Raw genomic sequence first — 22,133 nt, 5'->3', positions numbered from 1 at the left:
GGTCGCGGCCTCGGGATCCGCGGCTCAGCCAGACCCCTGTACGTACGACTGGCCCGTTGGTCACCAAGGTTGCCCTGCGGGCCTGATTCTTGGGCTGCTAGCGCTTGACCCCGAACGCCGAGACGACCTTTTGGGTCACCGTGTTACCGGCGTCGTCACGGGCGGTCGCCCGGAGCGAGACCAGGTCGGCGCCGCGCGCGGGGATGCGCAGGTTGGTCTCCCAGCGGTCACCGTCCTTGCGGAGCTTCGCGTTGGTCCAGCTCTTGCCGCCGTCGTAGCTGACCTCGAGCGTCGCGCCCACGACTGACCCGGCCCGGGGCGCGTCGGGCTGGTTGTAGGGAGCCACCGCGAACGGGACGGTGCTGCCCGCCCGGACGGTGCCGTCAAGGGCGGTGTCGACATCGTAGTCGAGCTGGATCAGCGGCAGCGGCGTGCCGTTCTGCCCGGGCACCTCGGCGTCGGCCTGGTCGGCCACGAAGGTCCAGGACGTACGGGTGCTGGTCGAGTAGCGGTGCGTGTCGTCCGCAGCATCGGTGTCGATCTCGAAGCGGTACGTCTGCGGCCCCTCGGCCACCGGAACGCTGCGCTGCACCGCCTGGCCGATGTTCTCCCGCACCAGGGTGTCGCCCTGGTAGAGGCGGGAGGTCACCGGAGTCTCGCCCCACGGGAACCCGCCGGTGATGCCGTTCTGACCGCCGGCCGCGGCGACGTTGACGGCGAACCAGTCGCCGCTGTGCCACGGACCCCAGTAGCCGTCGCCGGTCCGCGGTGCCGTCACCGGCGCGAACCAGTTGCGCACGGTGGTGCTGCGGGGCGTGTAGGCCTGGCGTACGCCGCGCTGCTCCCAGGTGCTCTCGTGGTCGACGTTCTCGTACCAGGTGACGTTGTCATAGGTGGAGACGTAGTCGGTCCGGTCCGTCGCGGTGGGCTGGAGCGCCCGGACGCTGAGGCACGGCGGCCACTGGTAGTCGCGGCAGTCGGCACGGTCGTCGACGGCGAGGCGCTGCTCGGTGTCGTTGTAGCGGCTCTCCACCGTGGCGAGCTGTCGCGTGGTCGGGGCCAGGGCGAGCTCGGCCGGGATCTCACCGGGCCAGCTCTTGGAGATGTCGTAGAGGTAGTTCGGGAACTCCACGGCCTTGCCCTCAAGGCTCACCTTGCCCTTCGCGGCAGCCGCGACGAGCTTCTCGCCCTGCTCGGACCGCAGCGAGACGACGGGCAGGTCGCTCTGGGTGACAAAGTCGACCAGCGGGCCCGGGCGGTCGTTGACCACCACGAGCAGCGCGGCGCCGGCAGCCTGGGCCGCGGCCTCGCGCTCCTCCACGGTGACGGCGTCGTCCCTGGTCACCAGGACGGCGCGACCCTTGGCGTCGAGGCCCTCGTAGTCGGCGCTGGTGCCCGTGCCGGCCGTGACGGCCTTCAGCGAGACCTGACCGTCGAGCTTGGCCGAGCCGAGCTGGTAGACCGGGTCGAACGCGAGCGTCCGCGAGCTCCGAGCGGTCACGTCGAGAGCCGGCTCGGTGGCCCGCCAGCGTACGGCGAAGTCGAACTCGGCGCTCTCGACCGGGCCTCCTGCCTCGGCGTAGAACGAGTCGACGTCGAGCGGGACGGCGTAGGTGGCGCCGAAGGTCGAGTAGAGCCCGCCGATGCCGGAGTCGTTGAAGAACTGGAACCGGCGGAAGGCGACGTCGCTGTCCTTGGGCGTCTTCAGGGTGAGCTCGTCGGCGTTGCGTGCGTCGAGCACGAGGGACTGGTCCTTGTCGCTGACCACGACCTGCGGGTCGCCGACCAGCGCGATACCGGTCGATCCGGGCCCCGCGGAGCCCGCGACGTCGAGGAACGCCGTGGCCGAGTAGATGCCGGGCTGGAGGCGTTGGGTCGGCACCGTGCCTGTGGCCGGGTCGATCGGCAGGCTGCTGACGAACTGGTCGCCGTAGCGGTAGAAGTCGACGTACCCGCTGGCGGGCTCGCCGGACCGGTCGAGCGCGGTGATGTCGAGGCCGTAGCGCTCCTCCTCCTTGACCAGCGCGGTCGCGGTGCGCACGGTGACCTCGCCGGAGGCGTCGGTCGCGACGACGGCGCCGCTGTACTTGCCGGCGAGCGGGGCGTTGTCCGCGTCGGCCGTGATCGTGATCTCGGCGCTGCCGCCCGCGGGCACGACCACCTCGGAGGCGGAGAGCGAGACGAGGTCGCTCGCCTTGCCGTCCGGTCCGGTGACGTCGGTGCTCAGCGCGAGCGTGACGTCGGCGTCGGTCGAGTTGGTGTAGGTGACGGTGCTGCTGGTCGGCTCGTCGCCGTCGTGCGGCCAGCCGTAGAAGCCGAGGAACCCGTCACCGGAGCCGTCCACGCCGTCGAGAGCGGCGGGTACGTCGAGGCGGCCGGTGCCGACCTCGTACGCCGGGGCGTCGATGTCCGCGGCCGAGGAGACCAGCGCGTTCTTGAGCTCGGCGCCGGTGAGGTCGGGGTGGGCGCCCTTGAGGACCGCGGCGGCGCCCGCGACGTGCGGGGTGGCCATCGAGGTGCCGCTCATCGAGCGGTACCAGCCCTCGCCCGAGGACTGCTGGGAACGGGCCGCGAGGATGTTGACGCCGGGCGCGGTCAGGTCGGGCTTGATCGCGTGGTCGCCGACCCGGGGGCCGTAGCTGGAGAAGTCGGCGCGTACGTCCTCGTCGTCGACCGCGCCGACGGTGAGGGCGGCGTCCGCGGTGCCGGGGCTGCCGAGCGAGCCCTCGGCGTAGCTGTTGCCGGCCGCGACGACGAAGAGCGCACCGGTCTCCTCGCTCAGCGCGTTGAGCGCCTGCGCCATCGGGTCGGTGCCGTCGTTGAGGCTGGAGTCACCCAGGCTCATGGAGACGATGTCGGCGTTCGCCGCGCCCCACTCCATGCCGGCGATGATCCAGGAGTCCTGGCCGTAGCCGCCGTTGTCGAGCACCTTGCCGACCAGCAGGTCGGCGCCCGGGGCGACACCCTTCTCCTTGCCATCGCTCGCAGAGCCCGTGCCCAGCACCGTGGATGCGACATGCGTGCCGTGACCATGCGGGTCGGTCGTGGCCTCCTGGTCGGGGACGAACGAGCGCGCCTCGTCGACCTGGTCGGACACGTCGGGGTGGGTGGCGTCGATGCCCGTGTCGAGGACGGCGACGGTCGCGCCCTTGCCCTCGAAGCCTGCGGCCCACGCCTCGGGTGCACCGATCTGTGCGGTGCTCTGGTCCAGGGTGGTCTCGGCCTTGCCGTCGAGCCAGATCTTCTCGACGCCTCCGCCGAGCTTCCCGGCAGCGCCGACCGAGCGCGTCGAAGCGCCCTCGTCCGCGGCCACCGCCGACCAGAACGCGGTCGCCTTCTTCTTGCTCACCTCGACGGCGTCGGCGTCGATGCTCGCGAGGTCGAGCGTACGTTCGGTGCCCGGCAGCTTCGCCGCCTTGGCGCGGGTCGAGGCCTGCTCCAGGATCAGCGGGGTGGCCTTGACGGTCTCGTCGTCGTAGCGCATCTCGAGGAGCGCGGTGACGTCGAAGAGACGGCGGTCGAGGGTGTTCGCGGCCAGGTAGGGCTTCGCGGCGGTGGGGATCGCGTAGAGGTGGTCGCCCACCTGCTGGGTCTCGATCGCGTCGGCGGCGGAGTCGAACCCGAGGGTCAGGACGCCGTCGTCGGTCGCGGTCACGTCGACGACGTCGCCGGTCACGAGGGTGATCGTGGTCCGGCCGTCCTCGAGGGCGGGCGTACGTGGCGCCGTTCCGGCCGTGGTGCGGCCGGCGTCGGTCGTGGGGCCCTCAGGCGTGGGGTCGGTGCCTGGGGTCGCTTGCGCGCTGGTTGCCATGGTCGCGACCAGGGCAGTCGCGGCAGCTGCTGCCGCGACGGCCTTGGTGGCGGCCGAGAGGCCTGATCTGGTTGGGGGTCTCATGGAGATGGACCTTGTCAATGCGGCGCGACACGCGACAAGAGCGATCTGGTGGCGGTTTTACGGCATGGCGAGACTCCGTCAGAGCCGGAACACCCGCTGCCTGTCGCAGAACTGACATGCTCGGCGACGTGCTCGGTCTGACCCCTGATGAGACGCTCGCCTACGGTGAGCTCATCACCATGCCCTCTGCCACCGCCGCCGAGTTCGCGGCCGCCCTCAGCGCCTTCGGCACCTCCCCGGGAGAGGCTCATCTGCTGCTGCGCCGGCTCGAGGAGTACGGCCTGGCCGCACGGATCACCGGCGACGAGCGGCGCTTCGCCGCCGCCCCGCCCGCGATCGCGCTCGGCGCGCTGCTCGCCCGGCAGCAGGACGAGGTGCGCCACGCCGAGATCGAGCTGAGCAGGCTCGACGAGGCCTACCGGGTGGCCGCCGCCGGCCGCGGACCCACGGACGTGGTCGACGTCATCCACGGCGAGGACGCCGTCCGGCACCGGTTCGAGCAGGTCCAGCTCGGCGCGCGCGAGCGCGTCGACGCGTTCGTACGCCCGCCGGTGATCGTGACCTCCAGCCAGGACAACTCGGCCGAGAACAAGGCCGTCGCGCGCGGCGTGCTGTACCGCGTCGTCGTGGAACGCAGCATGCTCGAGAGCCACGACGTGACGGTCGACGAGGCGATCGAGGCGACCGACGCGGGTGAGGAGGTCAGGTTCGCCGATCAGGTGCCGCTCAAGCTCATCATCGTCGACCGGCGGCTCGCCCTGATGCCGTTGACCTCCTCCGGCGACGTCGTCGGTGCGCTGCTGGTCCGGGAGAGCACGCTGCTCGACGCGCTGATCGCACTCTTCGAGAACGTGTGGGACCAGGCGACACCCATGCTGGTGGGCACCTCAGGGCTCACCGGCGACGTCGCGCAGCAGGTCGACGACGAGGACGCGCAGGTCCTCGGGCTGCTCCTCGCCGGACTCACCGACCAGGCCGTCGCCAAACAGCTCGGTACGTCGCTTCGCACCGTGCAGCGCAGGGTGCGGGCGCTGCTGGACCTGGCCGGGGTGGAGACCAGGATGCAGCTCGGCTGGCACGCCGCCAACAACGGCTGGGTGCAGGCCGGGGTGGACGGCCAGCTGCCGCCCACCCCGGACTCCGACTAGCGCTTGCGCTTCTCCCGAACCCGCTGCTGGAGCACGATCGGGGTGCCGACGAAGCCGAACTCCTCGCGCAGGCGGCGCTCGATGAAGCGCTCGTAGGAGGCCTCGAGCTTGCCGCTGGTGAACAGCACGAACGTCGGCGGCGCGGTCGAGGGCTGGGTGCCGAAGAGGATCTTCGGCTGCTTGCCGGACCGGACCGGGTGCGGGTGCTCGGCGACGAGGCGACCGAGGAAGGAGTTGAGCGCGCCGGTGCCGATCCGCGTCTCCCAGCCCTCCAGGGCCTTGTCGAGCGCCGGGACCAGACGGTCGACGTGCCAGCCGGTGCGGGCCGTGATGTTGATCCGCGGGGCCCACTGCACCTGGACGAGATCGCGCTCGATCTCGCGGTCGAGCTGCCAGCGGCGCTCCTCGTCGACGAGGTCCCACTTGTTGAACGCGATCACCAGCGCGCGGCCGGCCTCGCGGACGGTCTGGAGGATGCGGATGTCCTGCTCGGAGATCTTCTCGCCGCCGTCGAGAACCAGCACGGCCACCTCGGCGCGGTCGATGGCGGTCGTGGTGCGCAGGGAGGCGTAGTACTCGTGGCCCGAGGCCTCCTTGACCCGCTTGCGGATCCCGGCGGTGTCGATGAAGCGCCACTCGCGGCCGCCGAGCTCGATCAGCTCGTCGACCGGGTCGACGGTGGTGCCGGCGACGTTGTCGACGACCGCCCGCTCCTCCTTGGCCAGCTTGTTCAGCAGGCTCGACTTGCCGACGTTGGGCTTGCCGACCAGGGCGATCCGCCGCGGGCCGCCGATCTCGGTGCCCTCGGGAAGCGGCGGCGGGTCGGGAAGCACTGCGAGGATCGCGTCGAGCATGTCGCCCGACCCGCGGCCGTGCAGCGCGGAGACCGCCCAGGGCTCACCGAGCCCGAGGTTCCACAGCGCGGCCGCCTCGGCCTCGGTGCGCAGGTCGTCGACCTTGTTGGCGGCCAGGACGACCGGCTTGCCGGACTTGCGCAGGATGCGTACGACCGCCTCGTCGGCATCGGTGATGCCGACGGTCGCGTCGACGACGAAGAGGACGGCATCTGCCAGGGAGACCGCGATCTCGGCCTGGGCGGCGATCCGCTCGGCCAGGCCCTGGGCGTCGGGGTCCCAGCCGCCGGTGTCGACCAGCGTGAACGCCTTGCCGTTCCAGTCGGCGTCGTAGGAGACGCGGTCGCGGGTCACGCCAGGTACGTCCTGGACCACCGCCTCGCGGCGGCCGATGATCCGGTTGACCAGGGTCGATTTCCCGACGTTCGGGCGGCCGACGACCGCCAGGACCGGCAGCGGGCCGGTCGGGGTCTCGTCGGTGTCGTTCAGCTCGTCTCGCACGTCTTCGTACGAAACGTCGGGGTCAGTCATTGTTCTCCTCGCTAGGTAGCGGACCGGGCAGTTCGCGACCGGTCAACGCCAAGGCATGGTCCTGTTGGACCTGCATGTGCTTCTGGAGCAAACCCGAGACATGCCCGACTTGTTCCCTGGTACGCGGCCAGCCTACGCGCTCGACGTGGAAAGGCTCGCCATAGACGATCTCGATCCGAGCACCTTTGTGCGGCAGCGACGAGACCCCGCCACCCGGATCGCGGCTGCCGAGCATCGTCACCGGCACCACCGGAGCCCCCGACGCGAGGGCGAGATAAGCGGCGCCGCGGTTGAAGTGGGTCAGGGCGCCGGCACCGCGGGTGCCCTCGGGATAGATCCCCATCGCGTTTCCCTCGTGCAGCACCCGCAGCGCCACCTTCACCGCCGCCGGGTCGCTGCCGAAGCGGTAGAGCGGGATCTGGCCGGCCCAGCGCAAGAACGGCCCGAGGAACCAGTGCTCGAACATCTCCAGCTTCGTCAGCGCATGCACCGGACGCGGCGTGAAGATCGCCAGCAGCGGGCCGTCGATGATGCCGATGTGGTTGGACGCGAAGACGACCGGCCCGGTCGCCGGGATGTTGGCGGTCTCGTGCAACCGCACGTCGAACCGGCGCCGGATCAGCCACCGGGCGTAGACGTTGAGGTGGTAGAGCGGCCAGCGGGTGGGGTGCTCGACCCCATCCATGTGTGGAAGGTCTCTCACTCCCCCGCCTTCTGCACCAGCTCGATCACCTGCTGGATGACCTCCTCCAGCGTGTAGGGCGTCGTGTCGAGGTGGGTGGCGCCGTCCGGCACGGCCGCACCGCCCTTCGTGGAGTCGATCTTGTCGCGGTTCTCCAGCGACGCGCGGACGGCCTCCGCGTCGGTGCCGCCCTCCTCGGCCGCGCGGCGGGCGGCGCGGGCGGCGGGGTCGGCGGTGACGTACAGCTTCAGGTCGGCCTCGGGCCAGACCGCGGTGCCGATGTCACGGCCCTCGACCACGATGCCGTTCCCGGCGGCGAGGGCCTGCTCGATCTCCTGCTTCTGGAGGGCGACCAGGCGGGCGCGGACCTCGGGGACGGTGGCGACCGGGGAGACGGCCGCGTTGACCTGGTCGCCACGGATCTCGACGGAGACGTCGGCGCCGTCGAGAGCGATCGTCGGGCCGAGCGGGTCGGTGCCGGAGGTGATCACCGGCTTGCCGGCCGCGGCCGCGACCGCGTCGGCGTCGTGCACGTCGACGTCGTTGCTGAGCATCCACCAGGTCATCGCCCGGTACATCGCACCCGTGTCGAGGAAGCGCATGCCCAGGCGGTCGGCGACACCACGCGAGGTGCTCGACTTCCCGGAGCCTGAGGTGCCGTCGACGGCGATGACGATGCGTGCGGGGTCAGTGGTGGGATTGCTGCTGCTCACGGGCGGGAGCCTACCGGTGAGCGACCCAACCCCGGGACTCCAGAACCGCCTGCATCCGGTCGGCGGCGTCGGCGGCCACGATCAGCTCCATGACACCGACCGGGCGGCCGGGGTCGTGGTCGATGCGTACGTCCTCGATGTTGACGCCGCTCTCCCCCGCGTCAGCGAAGAGACGGGCCAGGTTGCCGGGCTCGTCGGGCACCGTGACGTAGACGCTCGCCTGGGCGGCCTGCGGCCGGCCGTGCTTGCCCGGGATCGCTCGTGTCCCGGCCTGACCTTCTTTGAGCAGTACGTCCAGGGCGGCCGCGTCACCGGTGCCGACCGCCGCGATCATCTCGTCGAGCTGGCCGCGGACCTCGGTCAGCAGGTCGGTCACCGCGCGGGCGTTGCCGGCCACGATCTGGCCGTAGAGGCCGGGGTCACCGGCCGCGACCCGGGTCACGTCGCGTACCCCCTGGCCGCTGAGTCCGAGGTGTCCCTCCGGCGCGACCGCCAGCCGGCCGGCGACCAGGGCTGCCATCAGGTGCGGCACGTGCGAGGTGCGGGCGACGGCCTGGTCGTGGTCCTCGGGGCTGAGGGTGAGCGGGACCGCTCCGCAGACGGTGGCGAGCTCGTCGACGAGCGCGATCGCCGTCGGATCGGCCTCGGGGTGCGGCGTCACCGCCCAGGGCCGCCCCTCGAACAGCGTCGCGGTCGCGGCCAGCGGGCCCGAGCGCTCGCTGCCGGCCATCGGGTGGCTGCCGACGTAGCGGTGTACGTCGCCGGGGCCATGCTCGCGGACGTAGGCGAGCGGCGAGGCCTTCACGCTGCCGACGTCGGTCACGACGGCGTCGGGGCTGTCAGCGAGCGCTCGAGTGATCACTTCGCCGAGGTGCGCCGGTGGAACCGCGACGACGACCAGCTGCGGCGAGTCGCCGGGCTTGCGGCGACGGCCGGCGCCGAGGCCGGTCGCGGTGCGTACGTGACTGGCGACCGAGTCGCTCAGCAGCACGTCGAGCCCGGCGGAGGCGCAGGCGAGCGCGACCGAGGTGCCGAGCAGGCCGACACCGACGATCTCGACCGGGCCGCTCAGAGTCGACAGCCCTCCCCCTGCTTCCCCGGTCTGTGTCATACCTCCAAGGCTAAAGGGTCGGTGCCGCCGGACCCTTCTCGTCTCAGCGCCTGTGGTGCGCTATCGCGGCAGCCGACCAAGGTGTGCGATATCGCCTTGCGTTCATGAGGGCTGGTAGCTGCCGAAGGACCAGGAGTTCCCCTCCGGATCGTTGACGGTGCCGCCGCGGCCGCCGTAGTCCTGGTCGACCATCGGGCGGTCCACGGTGGCGCCGGCGGCGACCGCCTTGTCGAAGACGGAGTCGGGGTCGTCGTCGATCAGGTAGGCCGAGGAACCTCCGGTGGACTTGATGCTGCTGTCCTCGCGTACCTGCCCGAACATCAGCCCTCCCCCGGCGGGCCAGAGCCACTCCGCGTGGACCACGGTGCCGCCCTCGCGGTAGGTGGAGTGCTCGACGAAGCCGATCGCGCTCAGCCACGTCATCATCGCCTCGGCGTCCTGGAACGCCATCGACTGCCAGTACTTGATCTTCGCTACGTCGTTCTTCTGCTCAGTGTTCTTCTGCTCAGTGTTCTTCTGCTCAGTGCTCATGCATCCGAGTCAACCGCCGGCGCCTCTGCCAGGTCTTGAACGAATGGGAACTCCTCGCGCACCCAGGTCGTCGGCGTGCAGCCGGCGAACTCCTGCCACTCACGGGTCAGGTGCGCCTGGTCGGCGTACCCGCAGGCAGCCGCCGCCCGGGCCAGCGGCATCCGGCCCACGAGGCCACGGGAGCGATCGAAGCGCGCCAGCCGCTGGAACTGCTTCGGCGCCACCCCGGTCTCGGCGCGCACCAGGTCACTGATCCGCCGGCGGCTGTAGCCGACGTCGTCGGCCACCTCCTGCACCCCCGCTCCCCCGGTCAGCAGCGCCAGCGCACGGCCCACCTCTGCCCTCGGCCCCGGCTCGCCGTAGCGCGCCAGCGCCTCGACCAGACCGCTCACGACCACCTGCGCCCACTCTCGCGGATCGGCCTCGGCCAGTCGCTCCGGAAGATGACGTACGCCACCAGGTGCCGCGAACTCGTCGAGGGCGAGGAGCTCGCCACGCCACGCCGCCGCGGGCATCCCGAACAACGCCCGCACCCCGGCGGTCGTCAGCCCGAGCTGTACGCCCCGCTGGTAGCCCCGATGATGGATCGCCGCCGGCCGGGTGTGCAGCCCGGAGACCAGCGACCACGCCGTCACCGGCTCCGTCCCACTCCCCCATGAAGTCACCAGAGGCTCGTCGACCGGCAGCACGAAAGTGATCTCGGTAGACGGCATCCCCCGATGCACCCCCGGCGCGCCGAAATCCACGTCGTAGGTGACCAGCGAGGTGACATAGGGCCGCAGCACTCCCGGCACGGACATGTCTTCGATGGTGCCACGGTCGCCGCGGGTTGCCTATGCGCTATCGCTGGTGGCGGAGTCGGTGTGCGATAGCGCTGCGCGGTGTCTTGTGTTGTCAGTGGTGGGTTTGACGAGGCGCGTGGTGCTTGGTTCTCTTTGGGCTGGTGGCCGCCGACCCGTTATGGAGGGTGTTCTCGCCGGCCCCCGGAGTAAAGGACGGCCTTCGGCCGCCGGCTTCGCCGGTCGCCTGCGGCGATCCTTGACACCGGGCCCCGCCGAGAAATTTGGCTGGCTATCGGGTCGGCGGCGGGGTTTGGCGCGGAGTCCCTGGGCTGCGTACGGGCTTGGGAATTGGTGTCGCTGTCCCTCAGGGGTCGGCCTGGTCTCGGGGCTTTACTAGACGATGACACCTTGTGGAGGTGGATTCACAAGGTGTCGCAGCTCGGGACGGCAGCCCCGTTGGCAGTGAGCGTGCCGGTTCCGCTGCTGGCGCCTCGGCGGCGACTGCTCGAGCGGCGAAAGGAGTGGGCTGGGCAGAGGTGGTGCGGCTCTACGCCTGGGCTTCCCGCGAGTACAGACAGTTCCCCACTGTGATGTCGGTTTCCCTGCCCCGGAGCGTGGGGAACCGACCGCGCATGCGGCGTGCACCAGCAGCAGGCGCCGGTGCTGCGAGAGCGAGGGAAACCATGCCCCAACCGTTCGCCTGTGGGTCAGCCATCACTCGGGCCAGCGACTAGCACTTTCCGACCGGCACTGCCCGGAGGTGGGGCTGCGCTGGGGACGGCCGGAATCTGTCGGCACGATCCGGGGACGGCTGCGATACGAGGAATGGCGGCCTCATTGCGGGGAACTAGCGCGGACCGATCGGCTTCGGCACCCGCAGACACCTAGCGGCGAAGAACGCGGGTGGCAGGTGGCGCGGTTGCGGGCGCGGCCGGTTCAGGTCCGACGGGTAAACCGGATCCGTCCGTCCGGGAGTCGCTCATACCCGGAGCCGGCGCTGTGGATGCGGCGATGGTCGCTTGGGCACAGCAGGACCATGTCGGCGAGGTCGGTCTTGCCGCCTTCGGACCACGGTTTCAGATGATGCGCTTCGGTCCACGCGGCAGGCGCATCACAGTCCTCGGCTTGGCAACCCTGATCGCGGAGCCGCAATGCTCGGTGTTGGATCGGGTGGGCCAGCCGGGCGGTGCGGCCGAGGTCGAGGACCTCGGAGTTGGTGCCCAGCACCACCGGGACCAGGTCGGCGTTGCAGGCCATCCTTCGGGCCTCGGCGGCGGTGATCTTCTCGCCGTCAAACCCCAACGCCGCGGTGCCGAGATCCTTGCGGAGGTCGTCCACGCTCATGGTGATGAAGACCGTGGTGGCGTGGCCACCGTGCCTCGGGAGTTGGTCCACGTCGTAGGTCTCGATCACCCGCGCGAACGCCTGACCGAGGAGGCGGTCGTAGGGGGCCTTGCGGCCCTTGTCCTGCGCCGACCACTTCCTCGGCTGCGCGAGGGAGTCCAGCATCGTGCGCAGCCGGATCCCGACCGCGCGGGAGACCCGGGCGTGGATGTCGATGGTGCCGTCGCCGTTGTCACGCGACTGGAAGAACGTGCGTCGTTGGGCGTGCTCCTCTTCCCGCTGCAGAGCTTTGGCCTCGGCGGCTTCGAAGCGTGCGGGGTCGATCTCGGCCAGGACCCGGCGACCGGCGATCTTGAGCTGGTTGGCGGTCAGCTGGGTGGCGTAGTCGACCAGCAGCTTCTCGGCCAGGATCAGGTCTTCGGTGCTGGTGGCGGGGTCTGTCTCGATGGCGTCGAGGGCCTTGGTGATCACCCGCGCTTTGTCCTGGGACACCACACCCTCGGCCAGACCAGCAGCGACCAGGTCGTACTTGGCGAGGCCGGCAGCGAGTTTGATCTGGGAGCGAGCCATCCCCTTGTCGACCAACAGCTCGGTCCGCAGCCACCCCGAGACGTCCTTGGCGCCGGTTTCCTCGGCGATGTCGCCAGCAGAGGCGAGGACCCGGAGCTTCAACGCGGCCTGCTGGGCTAGGAGCTTCTCCAACCGGGCCAGCAGGTCCTTCTTCTGCCCGGTGCGCCAATACGCAGGGTCGCTCGCGAGCAGGTCGTGAAGGGCGGTCTCGATGGCCTCGAGGGCAGCGTCGATCGCGTCACCGGGGTTGGTTTCCCAGGGGTCGATCTCGCGGCCGAGACTCATCGCCAGCCCTTCCTTCAGGAGGTGTTGTGATGGGTCTGATTCTACGCCAGAAACGTATACCTAACCACCCATAGATGCAGGTCAAGAGCCGTTTTCGCGGTGAGCGAACGGCATCGCTGCTGTGGATGGTAAGTGGCCCGAAGGGCCACCCTCTCCACCCCCACAAGCCCCACCTACCCCAGCAAGAATCCGCTGCGCCACACCCGGGCCGCCGCCCCGATAGCCAGCCAAATCTTTCTCGACGGGCCCCGGTGTCAAGGACCGCGATAGCGGCCGGCGAAGCCGGCGGCCGCAGGCCGTCCTTTACTCCGGGGACCGTCGAGAAGACCCTCAAAGCAAGGGTCGGCGGCCCACACCCACCACAAAGACTCAGTCCAACTCACCAGGAAACCGAAGCAGCCCGCAAGACATAAGCCTCTTTCATCACCCCCACCAGATCAGCAACCAAGACCCGCCGCTCAAGACCACGAGCGACATCACGTACCTGCACCTCCCCCGCGTCCGCCTCGACCCCGCCGATGACCGCGATGAGCGGCTCCCGGCGCCGACGGGACTCACGAATCCTGGCACCGAGAGAACCGCCGGGGTCGAGCCGAGGGCGGAGACCTTCGGCGACGAGCGCGTCGGCGAGCGCGCGAGCCGCGGGGTCCTGGGACGCGGAGACCGGGAGGATGGCGATCTGGGACGGGGCCAGCCACAACGGTAGGCGACCCTGATAGCGCTCGAGCACAGCCGCCGCGACCCGCTCCATGGAACCGACGGTGCCTCGATGGACCATCACGACTCGCTGACGAGAGCCGTCGGCGTCGTCGTAGGTGAGGTCGAACCGCTCAGGCTGGTTGAAGTCGAGCTGGACGGTGGCGATGGTCTCCTCGTGGCCCGCCGGGTCGATGACCTGGAGGTCGAGCTTGGGTCCGTAGAAGGCTGCCTCGCCCAGAGCCTCCGACAGCTCCAGACCGTACGCCTCCAGCCCGGCGTCCTCGACCGCTGACCGCAGGGCCTTCTCGGCGTCGGCCCACTGGGAGTCGGAGCCCAGGTAGGACGGCGAGCCGTCGCGCAGGGAGAGGCGTACGTAGTCCACGCGGAGGCCGAGGATCCGTTGGGCCTCGAGTGCGGACCGCAGCGCTCGTGCCGCCTCGTCCCGCACCTGGTCGGGACGGCAGAAGACGTGGGTGTCGTCGAGGTTGATCTGACGTACCCGGCTTAGCCCGGAGAGCACCCCGGAGCGCTCGGCACGGAACATCGGGGCGAGCTCGTGCAGCCGGATCGGGAGCTCGCGGTAGGAGTGCGGGCGCGCCCGGTAGACCAGGGCGTGGTGGGGGCAGTTGGCCGGACGGAGAACGAGGTCGTCCTTCTCCGGACCCGGCCCCATGGACATCGGCGGGAACATGTCCTCGGCGAACTTCGCCCAGTGTCCCGAGCGCTCGAAGAGGGCGCGTTTGCCGAGCACCGGGGTCTTGACGGGTACGCAGCCGTCGGCCCGGGCCAGGTCGGCGGCGAGGCGCTCCAGCTCGGCGAAGACGACGGCCCCGTCGGGCAGCCAGAGCGGCAGTCCGGAGCCGGCCAGTGGGTCGGTGGCGAAGATGTCGAGATCGCGGTTGAGGTCTCGATGGTCGAAGGGGAGCTCGAGACGGTCAGCAGGGTCGAGGTTCATGGTGGATGCTCCTGGGTTTCGGCCCGGAGCATCACCACCGGAGACGAGAACCGCCCCGGAGCAATGCTCCGGGGCGGTCTGCGAAAAATGGACAGCAGGTCAGCGCCGGAGTGGGTCCGGCGTCGTCGTGCTCATCGCGCGCTGCTGCATGCCGTTCACCTTAGCGGCTCGAGGCGGCGTACGCATTCAGAATTCCGAGCCTCAGAGCTCGGTGGTGTCGAGCAGCTCGCCGAGCTCCTCGCGGGAGAGGTCGCGCATGTCGCCGGGTTTCATGGTGCCCAGCCGGACCGGACCGATCCGGGTGCGGGTCAGTCGCGTGACCGGATGGCCGAGATGATCGAGGAGGCGGCGCACGATGCGGTTGCGTCCCTCGTGGATGACCAGCTCGATGATCGACTTGTCCTTGCGGGTCTCCATGATCCGGGCCTTGGTCACGGTCACCGGGCCGTCCTCGAGAGTGACGCCGGCGAGGAGCCGCTTGCGTACGTTGGGGAAGATCTCGCCGGTGACCTCGGCGACGTAGGTCTTGTCGACCTCGTAGCTGGGGTGGGCCAGCCGGTGGGCGAAGTCACCGTCGTTGGTGAGGATGATCAGACCCTCGGTGTCGGTGTCGAGACGGCCGACGTGGAACAGCCGCTCCGGCCGATCGGCGACCAGGTCGGAGAGGTTGCGGCGGCCCTCGGGGTCGCTCATCGTCGAGACCACGCCACGCGGCTTGTTGAGGGCCAGGTAGACCTTGCCCGAGATCGGTGGGAGCCGCTTGCCGTCGACGCGTACGACGTCCTTGCCGGGGTCGACCTTGGTGCCGAGGCGGGTGACGACCTCGCCGTTGACCTCGACGGAGCCGTTGAGCATCAGGATCTCGCTGCCGCGCCGCGACGCGATGCCGGCCAGGGCCAGCAGCTTCTGGAGCCGGATCAGGCCCTCGTCGTCCAGCGGAAGATCGTCTCGCTCAGGAAGGTCGCTCACGGACTCGATTCTCCCGCATCCTCAGAGTCGGACCCATTCGCCGCGCCTTCCGGCTGAGCAGCCAGCGCCTCCTGGCTGACCTGCTCGGTCAGCTCCTCCTCCATGTCGGCGAGGTCGGGCAGGTAGGGAGCCAGCTCCGGCAGGTCGCCGAGGTCGGTGATGCCGATCCGCTCGAGGAAGTAGCCGGTGGTGCGGTAGAGGTTGGCGCCGGTCTCGTGGTCCTGCCCGGCCTCCTCGACCAGACCGCGGGTGAGCAGCGTACGCATCACGCCGTCGACGTTGACGCCACGGATCGCGGAGACCCGGGCGCGCGAGACGGGCTGCTTGTAGGCGACCACCGCGAGCGTCTCCAGCGCCGCCTGGGTCAGCCGTGCCTGCTGCCCCTCGAGCACGAAGCCTCCGACGACCTCGGCGTACGCCTCCCGGGTGTAGAACCGCCAGCCACCGGCGACGTTGCGCAGGTCGAAGCCGCGGCCCTGCTCGGTGTATTCGGCGGCAAGGCCCTCCAGGGCCTCGACCACCGACGCCGTCGGATGGCCGACGGCCGAGGCCAGCGCGGCCGCCTCCAGCGGCTCGTCGGCGACCATCAGTACGGCCTCGAGCGCCGGGCGCAGGTCGGCGAAATCGATCGCGAGCGTCTCTTCGGAGGCCTCAGTCATCGTCCTTCTCCCCATCCTCGACACCATCATCGGCGCCGCCCTCCGCGGGCGGCTGCCCCTCGAACTCGTCCTGGATCAGCTCATCGACATCGAGCGCCCCGTCGCCGGTCCAGCGTACGGTCAGCTCGCCCAGCGCGGTGACCTGGTCGAACGCGACCGCTCCCTCACGGAAGAGCTCCAACAGCGAGAGGAACCGGGCCACGGTGGTCAGCGTGTCGGGCGAGTCGGCGCAGAGGCCACGGAAGGTGACCTGCCCGGAGGCGCGCAGCCGCTCGATGACCAGCGCCGCCTGCTCCTTGACCGACACCTTCGAGCCGTGGATGTGGGCGAGCCCGATCTCGGGCGGCCCCGGCTTGGGTGCCATCGCGGCGGCGGCGAGCTGGGCGAACTGGTCCAGCCCGATCCCGATCAGCACCTCGGGCAGCAGCCCCGCATAGCGCGGCTCGAGCTGGACCGAGCGCGGGTGCCGCTTGGACTCCTTCGCGAGCCGCTCACCGAAGACGGCCGCGACCTGCTTGAACGCCTTGTACTGCAACAGCCGCGCGAAGAGCAGGTCGCGCGCCTCGAGCAGCGCGAGGTCCTCCTCGTCCTCGACGTCGCCCTGCGGCAGCAGCCGGGCCGCCTTCAGGTCGAGCAGCGTGCTCGCGACCAGCAGGAAGTTGGAGGTCTGCTCGAGGTCCCAGCTGCCCTCCTCCCCCGCGCCCTTCTTGACGAAGGCGATGAACTCGTCGGTGACCGTGGCCAGCGAGACCTCGGTGATGTCGAGCTTGTGCTTGGCGATCAGGCTGAGCAGCAGGTCGAAGGGGCCCTCGAAGTTGTCGAGGCGCACCTCGAATCCCCCGGCGCCGCTCGACTCCTGCTCCTCGGCCCCGTCGGGGCCATTCGTCGTCGGCACAGTTGTCATCTGCGCGGCCGTCACCGTGGGTCAGCGAGCCGGTGCACGAGGGCGCTGTCGTCCCCGTACTCCTCCAGGTCGGCCAGCACGATCGCGAGCGCCTCGCGCACCAGCCGGCCGCGGTCGACCGCGATGCTGTGCTTGGCCCGCAGGTTGAGCCGGGCGTGCTCGAGGTCGAGCAGCTCCTCGGAGGTGATGTAGACCGTCATCTTCTCGTCATGACGTACGCGACCGCTGGACCGCTTCTTGGCGGACTGCGCCTCCTCGGCCGGCTCGGGCACGGCGTGCACCGGCCGGGCCTTCGCCTCGGCGGCGGGCCCCGCGGCGGCAGCGCCGTCGGACGTACGCCGGAAGAGGTCGTCGGCAGCCGGAACCCTCACTCGCCGCGTTGCCATCGGGCCAGCACCTCCTTGGCGAGCATCCGGTAGGAGTCGGCACCGGTGGAGCTGGAGGCGTACTCGGTGATGGGCTCGCCGACCACGGTCGAGTCGGCGAACTTCACGGTGCGGCGGATGACGCTGTGGAAGACGCGGTCGCCCCAGCCGTTGACCAGTGTCTCCATGACCTCGCGGCTGTGCATGGTGCGGCTGTCGTACATCGTGCCCAGTATTCCGTCGATCTTCAGGCGCGGGTTGAGCCGCTCCTGAACCTTGTCGATGGTGTCCTTGAGCAGAGCGACGCCACGCAGCGCGAAGTATTCGCACTCCAGCGGGACGACGACGGAGTCGGAGGCGGTGAGCGCGTTGACGGTCAGCAGCCCCAGGCTCGGCTGACAGTCGATGAGGATCACGTCGTAGTTGGCCACGGCCGGAGCCAGGGCGCGGGCCAGGGTCTGCTCACGGGCGACCTCCTGGACCAGCTGCACCTCGGCGGCAGAGAGGTCGATGTTGGCCGGGAGCAGGTCGACGCCGTCGATGCCCGAGGGGACGACCACGTCCGCGAGCGTGATGTCACGCTCCATCAGCAGGTTGTAGACGGTCAGCTCGATCTCGTTGGGCTGGAGCCCCAGACCGACCGACAGCGACCCCTGCGGGTCGAAGTCGACCATCAGGACCTTGCGGCCGTGCTCGGCCAGCGCGGCACCCAGGTTGATCGTGGTCGTGGTCTTGCCGACCCCACCCTTCTGGTTGACCATCGCGACCGTGCGCGCCGGGCCGCCGGTGGCGGGGCCGGGCTCGGGAAGGTTGGGCCAGGGGCGACCGGTCGGGCCCATCTTGTTCTTGCCCGGGGAGTAGGAGCCCTCCTCGGGCTCAGGGGCGTTGGCGCGCAGCCGGGCCGAAGGCGGATACGCCGGCGGCGGGGCTGCCGGCGTCTGCGGAGGCATCTGCGGCGCGGTCGCACCACCTGCTCCGAAATAGCTGTCTTCCATTCCTCCACCCCCGGTTCAGTTGCCGCGGCCCTGGGATGATCACGGCTAGCGGGTCTATATGTCGACACGGCGACTCTAAGACCCGGATCTGCGCGACTGTAGGAGCCGCGCCGGGCGTGTCACAAGGCAAATCCTGGTGATTCTGCTACGGGACCCGAATCTGTTGATGACCTGTGCACTTGGTGCCCCGCCAGCCCCACAGGAAGGGCCTTCGATGTGGAGAAACCTGTGGATGAATATCCACTCGATCCGCGGCCCCGCTCGACGGGCTCAGCGCGACCGACGGCGCTTCTGGAACTGGTCGTAGGCCTTGTTCGCAGCGTCCTTGATCTTCTTCTGGTTCTCGGGTTTGCGAGCCTCGTTGGCGATCTTGCCGACGGCCGCGACCACGATCGGGTTCTTCAGTAGCTTGCGCACGGCTCAACGCTAGCGGACCTCGACAACCGGGTCACAGCCGGCGCATCGCCACCGTCGCCAGGACCAGCTCACCGGCCTCGTCGCTCGCGTCCAGGTCGGCCACCGCCTCGATCACCCAGTCGTGGTCGCCGGCCGGGTCGTCGAGGGTCTGGGCGATCCTCCAGACCCGGGTCGAGTCGTACGCCTCCTCATCCTCGTCCACCCCTGCCGGCGCACCGCGCTCGACGGTCCAGGTGAGCAGCCTCGGCGAACGCGAGTCGGCGGAGATGCCCACGTCGTCGTGCTCGGCGAAGTAGGCCTCCAGGGCGTCGTCCCAGCGGGACCTGGTCATCACGACGTCGCGCGACGGGTCGAAGCGGTCGGCGGCCGCACGCTCCAGACGCATCAGGGCGTCGAGGTCGTCTCTCGAGACCGCGTCGACCCGGGCCCACATCGCGTTGCGGACCATGATCTCGAACGCGCGGGTCTGCTGGGAGAGCGACCGCGGCGGCGGTGGCGCCTCGTGGTGGGCCACGGCCGACGGGATGTGCTCGGGGTCGGAGAGCGCCTCCCACTCGTCCAGCAGCGAGGAGTCGGTCTGCCGGATGGTCTCCCCCAGCCACTCGACCAGATCCTCGATCTCGGGGCTCTTGTGGGTCTCGGGGACGGTGTGGCGGAAGGTGCGGTAGGCGTCGGTCAGATAGCGCAGCACCAAGCCCTCGGAGCGGGCGAGCTGGTAGCGGCCGACGACGTCGGTGAAGGTCATCCCCTGCTCGTACATCTCGCGCAGGATCGACTTCGGGTCGAGCGCGTCCTCGGGCAGCCACGGATGGGTGCCGCGGTAGACCTCGAAGAGCGCCTCGAGCCGCTCGGCCATCGGCTTGGGCCAGGTGATCTCCTCGATGAGCGCCATCCGCTCGTCGTACTCGACGCCGTCGGCCTTCATGTTCTCGATCGCCTTGCCGCGGGCCTCGTGCTGCTGGGCGAAGAGGATCTGGCGCGGCGGCTCGAGGACCGCCTCGATCACCGAGACGATCTCGAGGGTGTGCTCGGGCGACTCCGGATCGAGGGTGTCCAGCGCGGCGAGCGCGAAGTGCGCCAGGGGCTGGTTGAGCGCGAAGTCGGCGGGGAGCGCCTCGGTGAGGACGTACCGGCGTCCGTACGCGTCGGGCTCGGCGAGCCTGGTCAGGACCCCGCTGTGGACCAGGGAGCGGGTCAGCCGCAGGGCCCGGCGGGCGAGCTTGAGCTGGGTGCGCCGCTCCTCGTGGTTGTCCAGGGTGATCCGGCGCATCACCTCGAAGGCGTCCTCGTCGCGGGCGACGACGTTGAGGATCATCGAGTTGTCGACCTTCATCCGGCTCTGCAGCGGCTCGGGGGCGCCGTCGACGAGCTTGGTGAAGGTCGCCTCGGTCCACACCACGGTGCCCTCGGGCGGCTTCTTGAGCTGCGCCTTGGAGTTCTTCTTGCCGGCCTTGCGGCGCTCCTCGGACTTCGCCTTGGCCTTCTCGTTCTCGATGATGTGCTCGGGTGCCTGAACGACGACGTAGCCCTGGGTGTCGAAGCCCGCCCGTCCGGCGCGGCCGGCGATCTGGAGGAACTCCCTGGTCCGCAGGATGCGCTGGCGGCGGCCGTCGAACTTGGCCAGGCCGGTGAAGAGCACCGTGCGGATCGGGACGTTGATGCCGACGCCGAGGGTGTCGGTGCCGGCGATGACCTTGAGCAGCCCGGCCTGGGCGAGCTGCTCGACCAGTCGCCGGTATCTGGGGAGCATGCCGGCGTGGTGGACGCCGATGCCCTTCCGCAGGAGCTTGGCCAGGGTCTTGCCGAACCCGGCCGCGAAGCGGACCGGCTCGAGCCGCTTGGCGATCTGGTCCTTCTCCTCGGTGGAGAGCTTGAGCCAGCCGGCGTTGAGCAGCGAGGTGCCGTGGGTGACGGCGTCCTTCTGGGTGAAGTGGACGACGTAGACCGGCGCCTGGCCGGTGGTGACGAGCTCCTCGAGGGTCTCCTGGAGCGGTGTCAGGCGCCAGTCGAAGGTGAGCGGAACGGGTCGTTCCGCCTGGTCGACGAGGACGGTGTCGCGACCGTTTCTACTGGTCATGTCCTTGGCCAGCGCGCTGGTGTCACCGAGGGTGGCGGAGAGGAGCAGGAACTGGGCCTGCGGGAGCTCGAGCAGCGGCACCTGCCACGCCCAGCCGCGGTCGGGCTCGCCGTAGTAGTGGAACTCGTCCATGATGACGAGCCCGACATCGGCGTGCTTGCCTTCCCGGAGCGCGAGGTTGGCGAGCACCTCGGCGGTGCAGCAGATGATCGGGGCGTCGGCGTTGACGCTCGCGTCGCCGGTGAGCATGCCGACGTTCTCGGCGCCGAAGGTCTCCACGAGGTCGAAGAACTTCTCGCTGACCAGAGCCTTGATCGGCGCGGTGTAGAAGGAGACCTTGTCCTCGGCCAGCGCCGCCGCGTGCGCGCCCGCCGCGACCAGGGACTTCCCCGAACCGGTCGGCGTCGCCAGGATGACGTTGTCACCAGCGAGGATCGACATGATCGCCTCGTCCTGGTGGGGGTAGAGACTGCGGCCGCTCCCCTCGGCCCACTCCACGACCGCCTCGTAGACGTCGTCGGCGCTCGCGCCGACCTTGGGGATCCAGCTGGTGTCGGTCACAGGGCCCTCGGGTGCGCGGTCGCGAAGACCTCTCGGAGATTGTCCACGGTGACAAGAGTGTAGATCTGCGTCGTGGTCACCGACGCATGGCCCAGCAGCTCCTGCACCACACGTACGTCGGCACCGCCGTCCAGCAGGTGGGTGGCGAAGGAGTGGCGCAGGGTGTGGGGCGAGACGTCCTGGTGGATCCCGGCGCGCTCGGCGGCACGGGTCAGGACGGTCCAGGCGGACTGGCGGGAGAGGCGGCCGCCTCTGGCATTGAGGAAGAGCGCGCCTCCTGAGCGGGCGGCCGCGAGATCGGGACGGGCCCGGGTCAGGTAGGCCTCGACCGCCTCGATGGCGTAGGAGCCCACCGGGACGATCCGCTCCTTGCCGCCCTTGCCTCGTAGCAGGACGACATGGTCGACCCGGTCGAGGTCGTCGACGTCGAGGCCCACCGCCTCGGATATGCGGGCGCCGGTGCCGTAGAGCACCTCGAGGAGGGCCCGGTCGCGCAGTGCGAGCGCTGTCCCGGGTGCGCCGGCCGCCTCCAGGATCGCCTCCACGTCGGCCAGCGGCAACGCCTTGGGGAGCCGCTTCTCCGCGCGCGGGGGCTTGACGTGGCCGGCCGGGTTGGCCTCGACCAGCCCGTCGGCCACCGCGAACTTGTGGAACCCGCGTACCGCCACGACCGTCCGCGCGGCCGAGGTCGCGCTGAGCGCCGGATGCTCCTCGCTGCCCTCGCGCAGATGGGCCAGGAACGCCGAGACCGTCGCCTCCGAGACTGACTCGAGGTCCTCGACGTCCTGTTGTGCCAGGAACTCGGCGTACCTCCTCAGGTCGCGCCGATAGGACGACAGCGTGTTGGCGGCGAGGCCCCGTTCGACCGTGAGGTGATCGAGATATGTACGCATCGCATGTCCGACCGCCGAGGCGGACCCTGAAGCAACCGATGCAGCCGTCACGTATCCATCCAACCAGCCGAGTCGGCTCATCCTGACCGAAAACGCCGCCGAGTCGGCTCATCCTGACCAGAAATGCCGCCGAGTCGGCTCGTCATGACGAGCCGACTCGGCAGATTCAGCTGTCAATACCAGCCGACTCCGC

The 22,133-nt window shown here is 69.9% G+C and carries 18 protein-coding genes; 1 reads left to right on the top strand and 17 read right to left on the bottom strand.

Annotation, left to right across the window (positions count from 1 at the left end; all coding sequences use genetic code 11):
- Positions 1-97: 97 nt before the first annotated feature.
- Positions 98-3,895, bottom strand: coding sequence for a S8 family serine peptidase (locus ACFV9G_RS27190; RefSeq protein ID WP_378731990.1), 3,798 nt, complete (start codon positions 3,893-3,895; stop codon positions 98-100).
- A 128-nt stretch (positions 3,896-4,023) separates the two neighbouring features.
- Here ACFV9G_RS27190 and ACFV9G_RS27185 point away from each other — a divergent pair, with 128 nt between their 5' ends.
- Positions 4,024-5,043 carry a helix-turn-helix domain-containing protein gene (locus ACFV9G_RS27185; RefSeq protein ID WP_378731988.1) on the top strand — a complete coding sequence of 340 codons (1,020 nt, stop codon included), beginning with the start codon at positions 4,024-4,026 and terminating at the stop codon, positions 5,041-5,043.
- Here ACFV9G_RS27185 and der read toward each other — a convergent pair.
- The 16 genes from der to xerD form a co-directional block, all read right to left on the bottom strand.
- Positions 5,040-6,428 (bottom strand): ribosome biogenesis GTPase Der, encoded by a 1,389-nt coding sequence (der, locus tag ACFV9G_RS27180; protein ID WP_378731985.1) that lies wholly within the window; start codon positions 6,426-6,428, stop codon positions 5,040-5,042. The two genes, ACFV9G_RS27185 and der, sit on opposite strands and share 4 nt — an antisense overlap.
- Positions 6,421-7,113, bottom strand: a complete 693-nt coding sequence (locus ACFV9G_RS27175; protein ID WP_378731983.1) for a lysophospholipid acyltransferase family protein — start codon at positions 7,111-7,113, stop codon at positions 6,421-6,423. The genes der and ACFV9G_RS27175 overlap by 8 nt, the downstream gene beginning before the upstream one ends.
- A gap of 14 nt (positions 7,114-7,127) precedes the next feature.
- Positions 7,128-7,823, bottom strand: a complete 696-nt coding sequence (cmk, locus tag ACFV9G_RS27170; protein WP_378731982.1) for a (d)CMP kinase — start codon at positions 7,821-7,823, stop codon at positions 7,128-7,130.
- A gap of 10 nt (positions 7,824-7,833) precedes the next feature.
- Positions 7,834-8,934 carry a prephenate dehydrogenase gene (locus tag ACFV9G_RS27165; RefSeq protein ID WP_378731980.1) on the bottom strand — a complete coding sequence of 367 codons (1,101 nt, stop codon included), beginning with the start codon at positions 8,932-8,934 and terminating at the stop codon, positions 7,834-7,836.
- Positions 8,935-9,036: 102 nt separating this feature from the next.
- Positions 9,037-9,465, bottom strand: coding sequence for a VOC family protein (locus tag ACFV9G_RS27160; protein WP_378731978.1), 429 nt, complete (start codon positions 9,463-9,465; stop codon positions 9,037-9,039).
- Positions 9,462-10,265 carry a helix-turn-helix domain-containing protein gene (locus ACFV9G_RS27155; protein WP_378731976.1) on the bottom strand — a complete coding sequence of 268 codons (804 nt, stop codon included), beginning with the start codon at positions 10,263-10,265 and terminating at the stop codon, positions 9,462-9,464. Before ACFV9G_RS27155 ends, ACFV9G_RS27160 begins: the two co-directional genes overlap by 4 nt.
- 918 nt (positions 10,266-11,183) lie before the next feature.
- A complete protein-coding gene (locus ACFV9G_RS27150; protein WP_378731974.1) occupies positions 11,184-12,446 on the bottom strand; it encodes a DUF222 domain-containing protein in 1,263 nt (420 codons plus the stop codon).
- 379 nt (positions 12,447-12,825) lie between these two features.
- Positions 12,826-14,100: a threonine--tRNA ligase gene (gene thrS, locus ACFV9G_RS27145; protein WP_378731972.1), complete on the bottom strand. Its 1,275-nt coding sequence runs from the start codon at positions 14,098-14,100 to the stop codon at positions 12,826-12,828.
- A 201-nt stretch (positions 14,101-14,301) separates the two neighbouring features.
- Entirely contained in the window at positions 14,302-15,069 is a 768-nt protein-coding gene (locus ACFV9G_RS27140) for a pseudouridine synthase (protein WP_378731969.1), read from the bottom strand.
- Positions 15,066-15,728 carry an SMC-Scp complex subunit ScpB gene (scpB, locus tag ACFV9G_RS27135; RefSeq protein WP_378731967.1) on the bottom strand — a complete coding sequence of 221 codons (663 nt, stop codon included), beginning with the start codon at positions 15,726-15,728 and terminating at the stop codon, positions 15,066-15,068. Before scpB ends, ACFV9G_RS27140 begins: the two co-directional genes overlap by 4 nt.
- The gene (locus ACFV9G_RS27130) at positions 15,721-16,632 is read right to left on the bottom strand and encodes a segregation and condensation protein A (protein WP_378731965.1); all 912 of its coding nucleotides are present in this window, start codon (positions 16,630-16,632) and stop codon (positions 15,721-15,723) included. The genes scpB and ACFV9G_RS27130 overlap by 8 nt, the downstream gene beginning before the upstream one ends.
- Before the next feature lie 11 nt (positions 16,633-16,643).
- A complete protein-coding gene (locus ACFV9G_RS27125; RefSeq protein WP_378731962.1) occupies positions 16,644-17,018 on the bottom strand; it encodes a hypothetical protein in 375 nt (124 codons plus the stop codon).
- On the bottom strand, positions 17,000-17,947 hold the full coding sequence (locus ACFV9G_RS27120; protein WP_378731995.1) for a ParA family protein: 948 nt from the start codon (positions 17,945-17,947) through the stop codon (positions 17,000-17,002). Before ACFV9G_RS27120 ends, ACFV9G_RS27125 begins: the two co-directional genes overlap by 19 nt.
- A 315-nt stretch (positions 17,948-18,262) precedes the next feature.
- Entirely contained in the window at positions 18,263-18,409 is a 147-nt protein-coding gene (locus ACFV9G_RS27115; protein WP_378731960.1) for a hypothetical protein, read from the bottom strand.
- Between the two features lie 31 nt (positions 18,410-18,440).
- Positions 18,441-21,047, bottom strand: coding sequence for a DEAD/DEAH box helicase (locus ACFV9G_RS27110; protein WP_378731957.1), 2,607 nt, complete (start codon positions 21,045-21,047; stop codon positions 18,441-18,443).
- Positions 21,044-21,940, bottom strand: coding sequence for a site-specific tyrosine recombinase XerD (xerD, locus tag ACFV9G_RS27105; RefSeq protein ID WP_378731992.1), 897 nt, complete (start codon positions 21,938-21,940; stop codon positions 21,044-21,046). Before xerD ends, ACFV9G_RS27110 begins: the two co-directional genes overlap by 4 nt.
- Positions 21,941-22,133: the final 193 nt, after the last annotated feature.

The organism is Nocardioides sp. NPDC059952 (assembly GCF_042730435.1).
GTDB lineage: Bacteria > Actinomycetota > Actinomycetes > Propionibacteriales > Nocardioidaceae > Nocardioides.
Note: the sequence above shows the minus strand (reverse complement) of the source record. Positions and strands in the feature narration are given on the sequence as shown.

Excerpts from the sequence above, each read along its gene's own strand:
- ACFV9G_RS27165 (WP_378731980.1), bottom strand. The coding sequence starts at position 8,934 with ATGACACAGACCGGGGAAGCAGGGGGAGGGCTGTCGACTCTGAGCGGC.
- ACFV9G_RS27125 (WP_378731962.1), bottom strand. The coding sequence starts at position 17,018 with ATGGCAACGCGGCGAGTGAGGGTTCCGGCTGCCGACGACCTCTTCCGG.
- xerD (WP_378731992.1), bottom strand. The coding sequence starts at position 21,940 with ATGCGTACATATCTCGATCACCTCACGGTCGAACGGGGCCTCGCCGCC.
- ACFV9G_RS27150 (WP_378731974.1), bottom strand. The coding sequence starts at position 12,446 with ATGAGTCTCGGCCGCGAGATCGACCCCTGGGAAACCAACCCCGGTGAC.
- ACFV9G_RS27120 (WP_378731995.1), bottom strand. The coding sequence starts at position 17,947 with ATGCCTCCGCAGACGCCGGCAGCCCCGCCGCCGGCGTATCCGCCTTCG.
- der (WP_378731985.1), bottom strand. The coding sequence starts at position 6,428 with ATGACTGACCCCGACGTTTCGTACGAAGACGTGCGAGACGAGCTGAAC.
- ACFV9G_RS27130 (WP_378731965.1), bottom strand. The coding sequence starts at position 16,632 with ATGACAACTGTGCCGACGACGAATGGCCCCGACGGGGCCGAGGAGCAG.
- ACFV9G_RS27175 (WP_378731983.1), bottom strand. The coding sequence starts at position 7,113 with ATGGATGGGGTCGAGCACCCCACCCGCTGGCCGCTCTACCACCTCAAC.
- ACFV9G_RS27190 (WP_378731990.1), bottom strand. The coding sequence starts at position 3,895 with ATGAGACCCCCAACCAGATCAGGCCTCTCGGCCGCCACCAAGGCCGTC.
- ACFV9G_RS27160 (WP_378731978.1), bottom strand. The coding sequence starts at position 9,465 with ATGAGCACTGAGCAGAAGAACACTGAGCAGAAGAACACTGAGCAGAAG.
- scpB (WP_378731967.1), bottom strand. The coding sequence starts at position 15,728 with ATGACTGAGGCCTCCGAAGAGACGCTCGCGATCGATTTCGCCGACCTG.
- ACFV9G_RS27155 (WP_378731976.1), bottom strand. The coding sequence starts at position 10,265 with ATGTCCGTGCCGGGAGTGCTGCGGCCCTATGTCACCTCGCTGGTCACC.
- thrS (WP_378731972.1), bottom strand. The coding sequence starts at position 14,100 with ATGAACCTCGACCCTGCTGACCGTCTCGAGCTCCCCTTCGACCATCGA.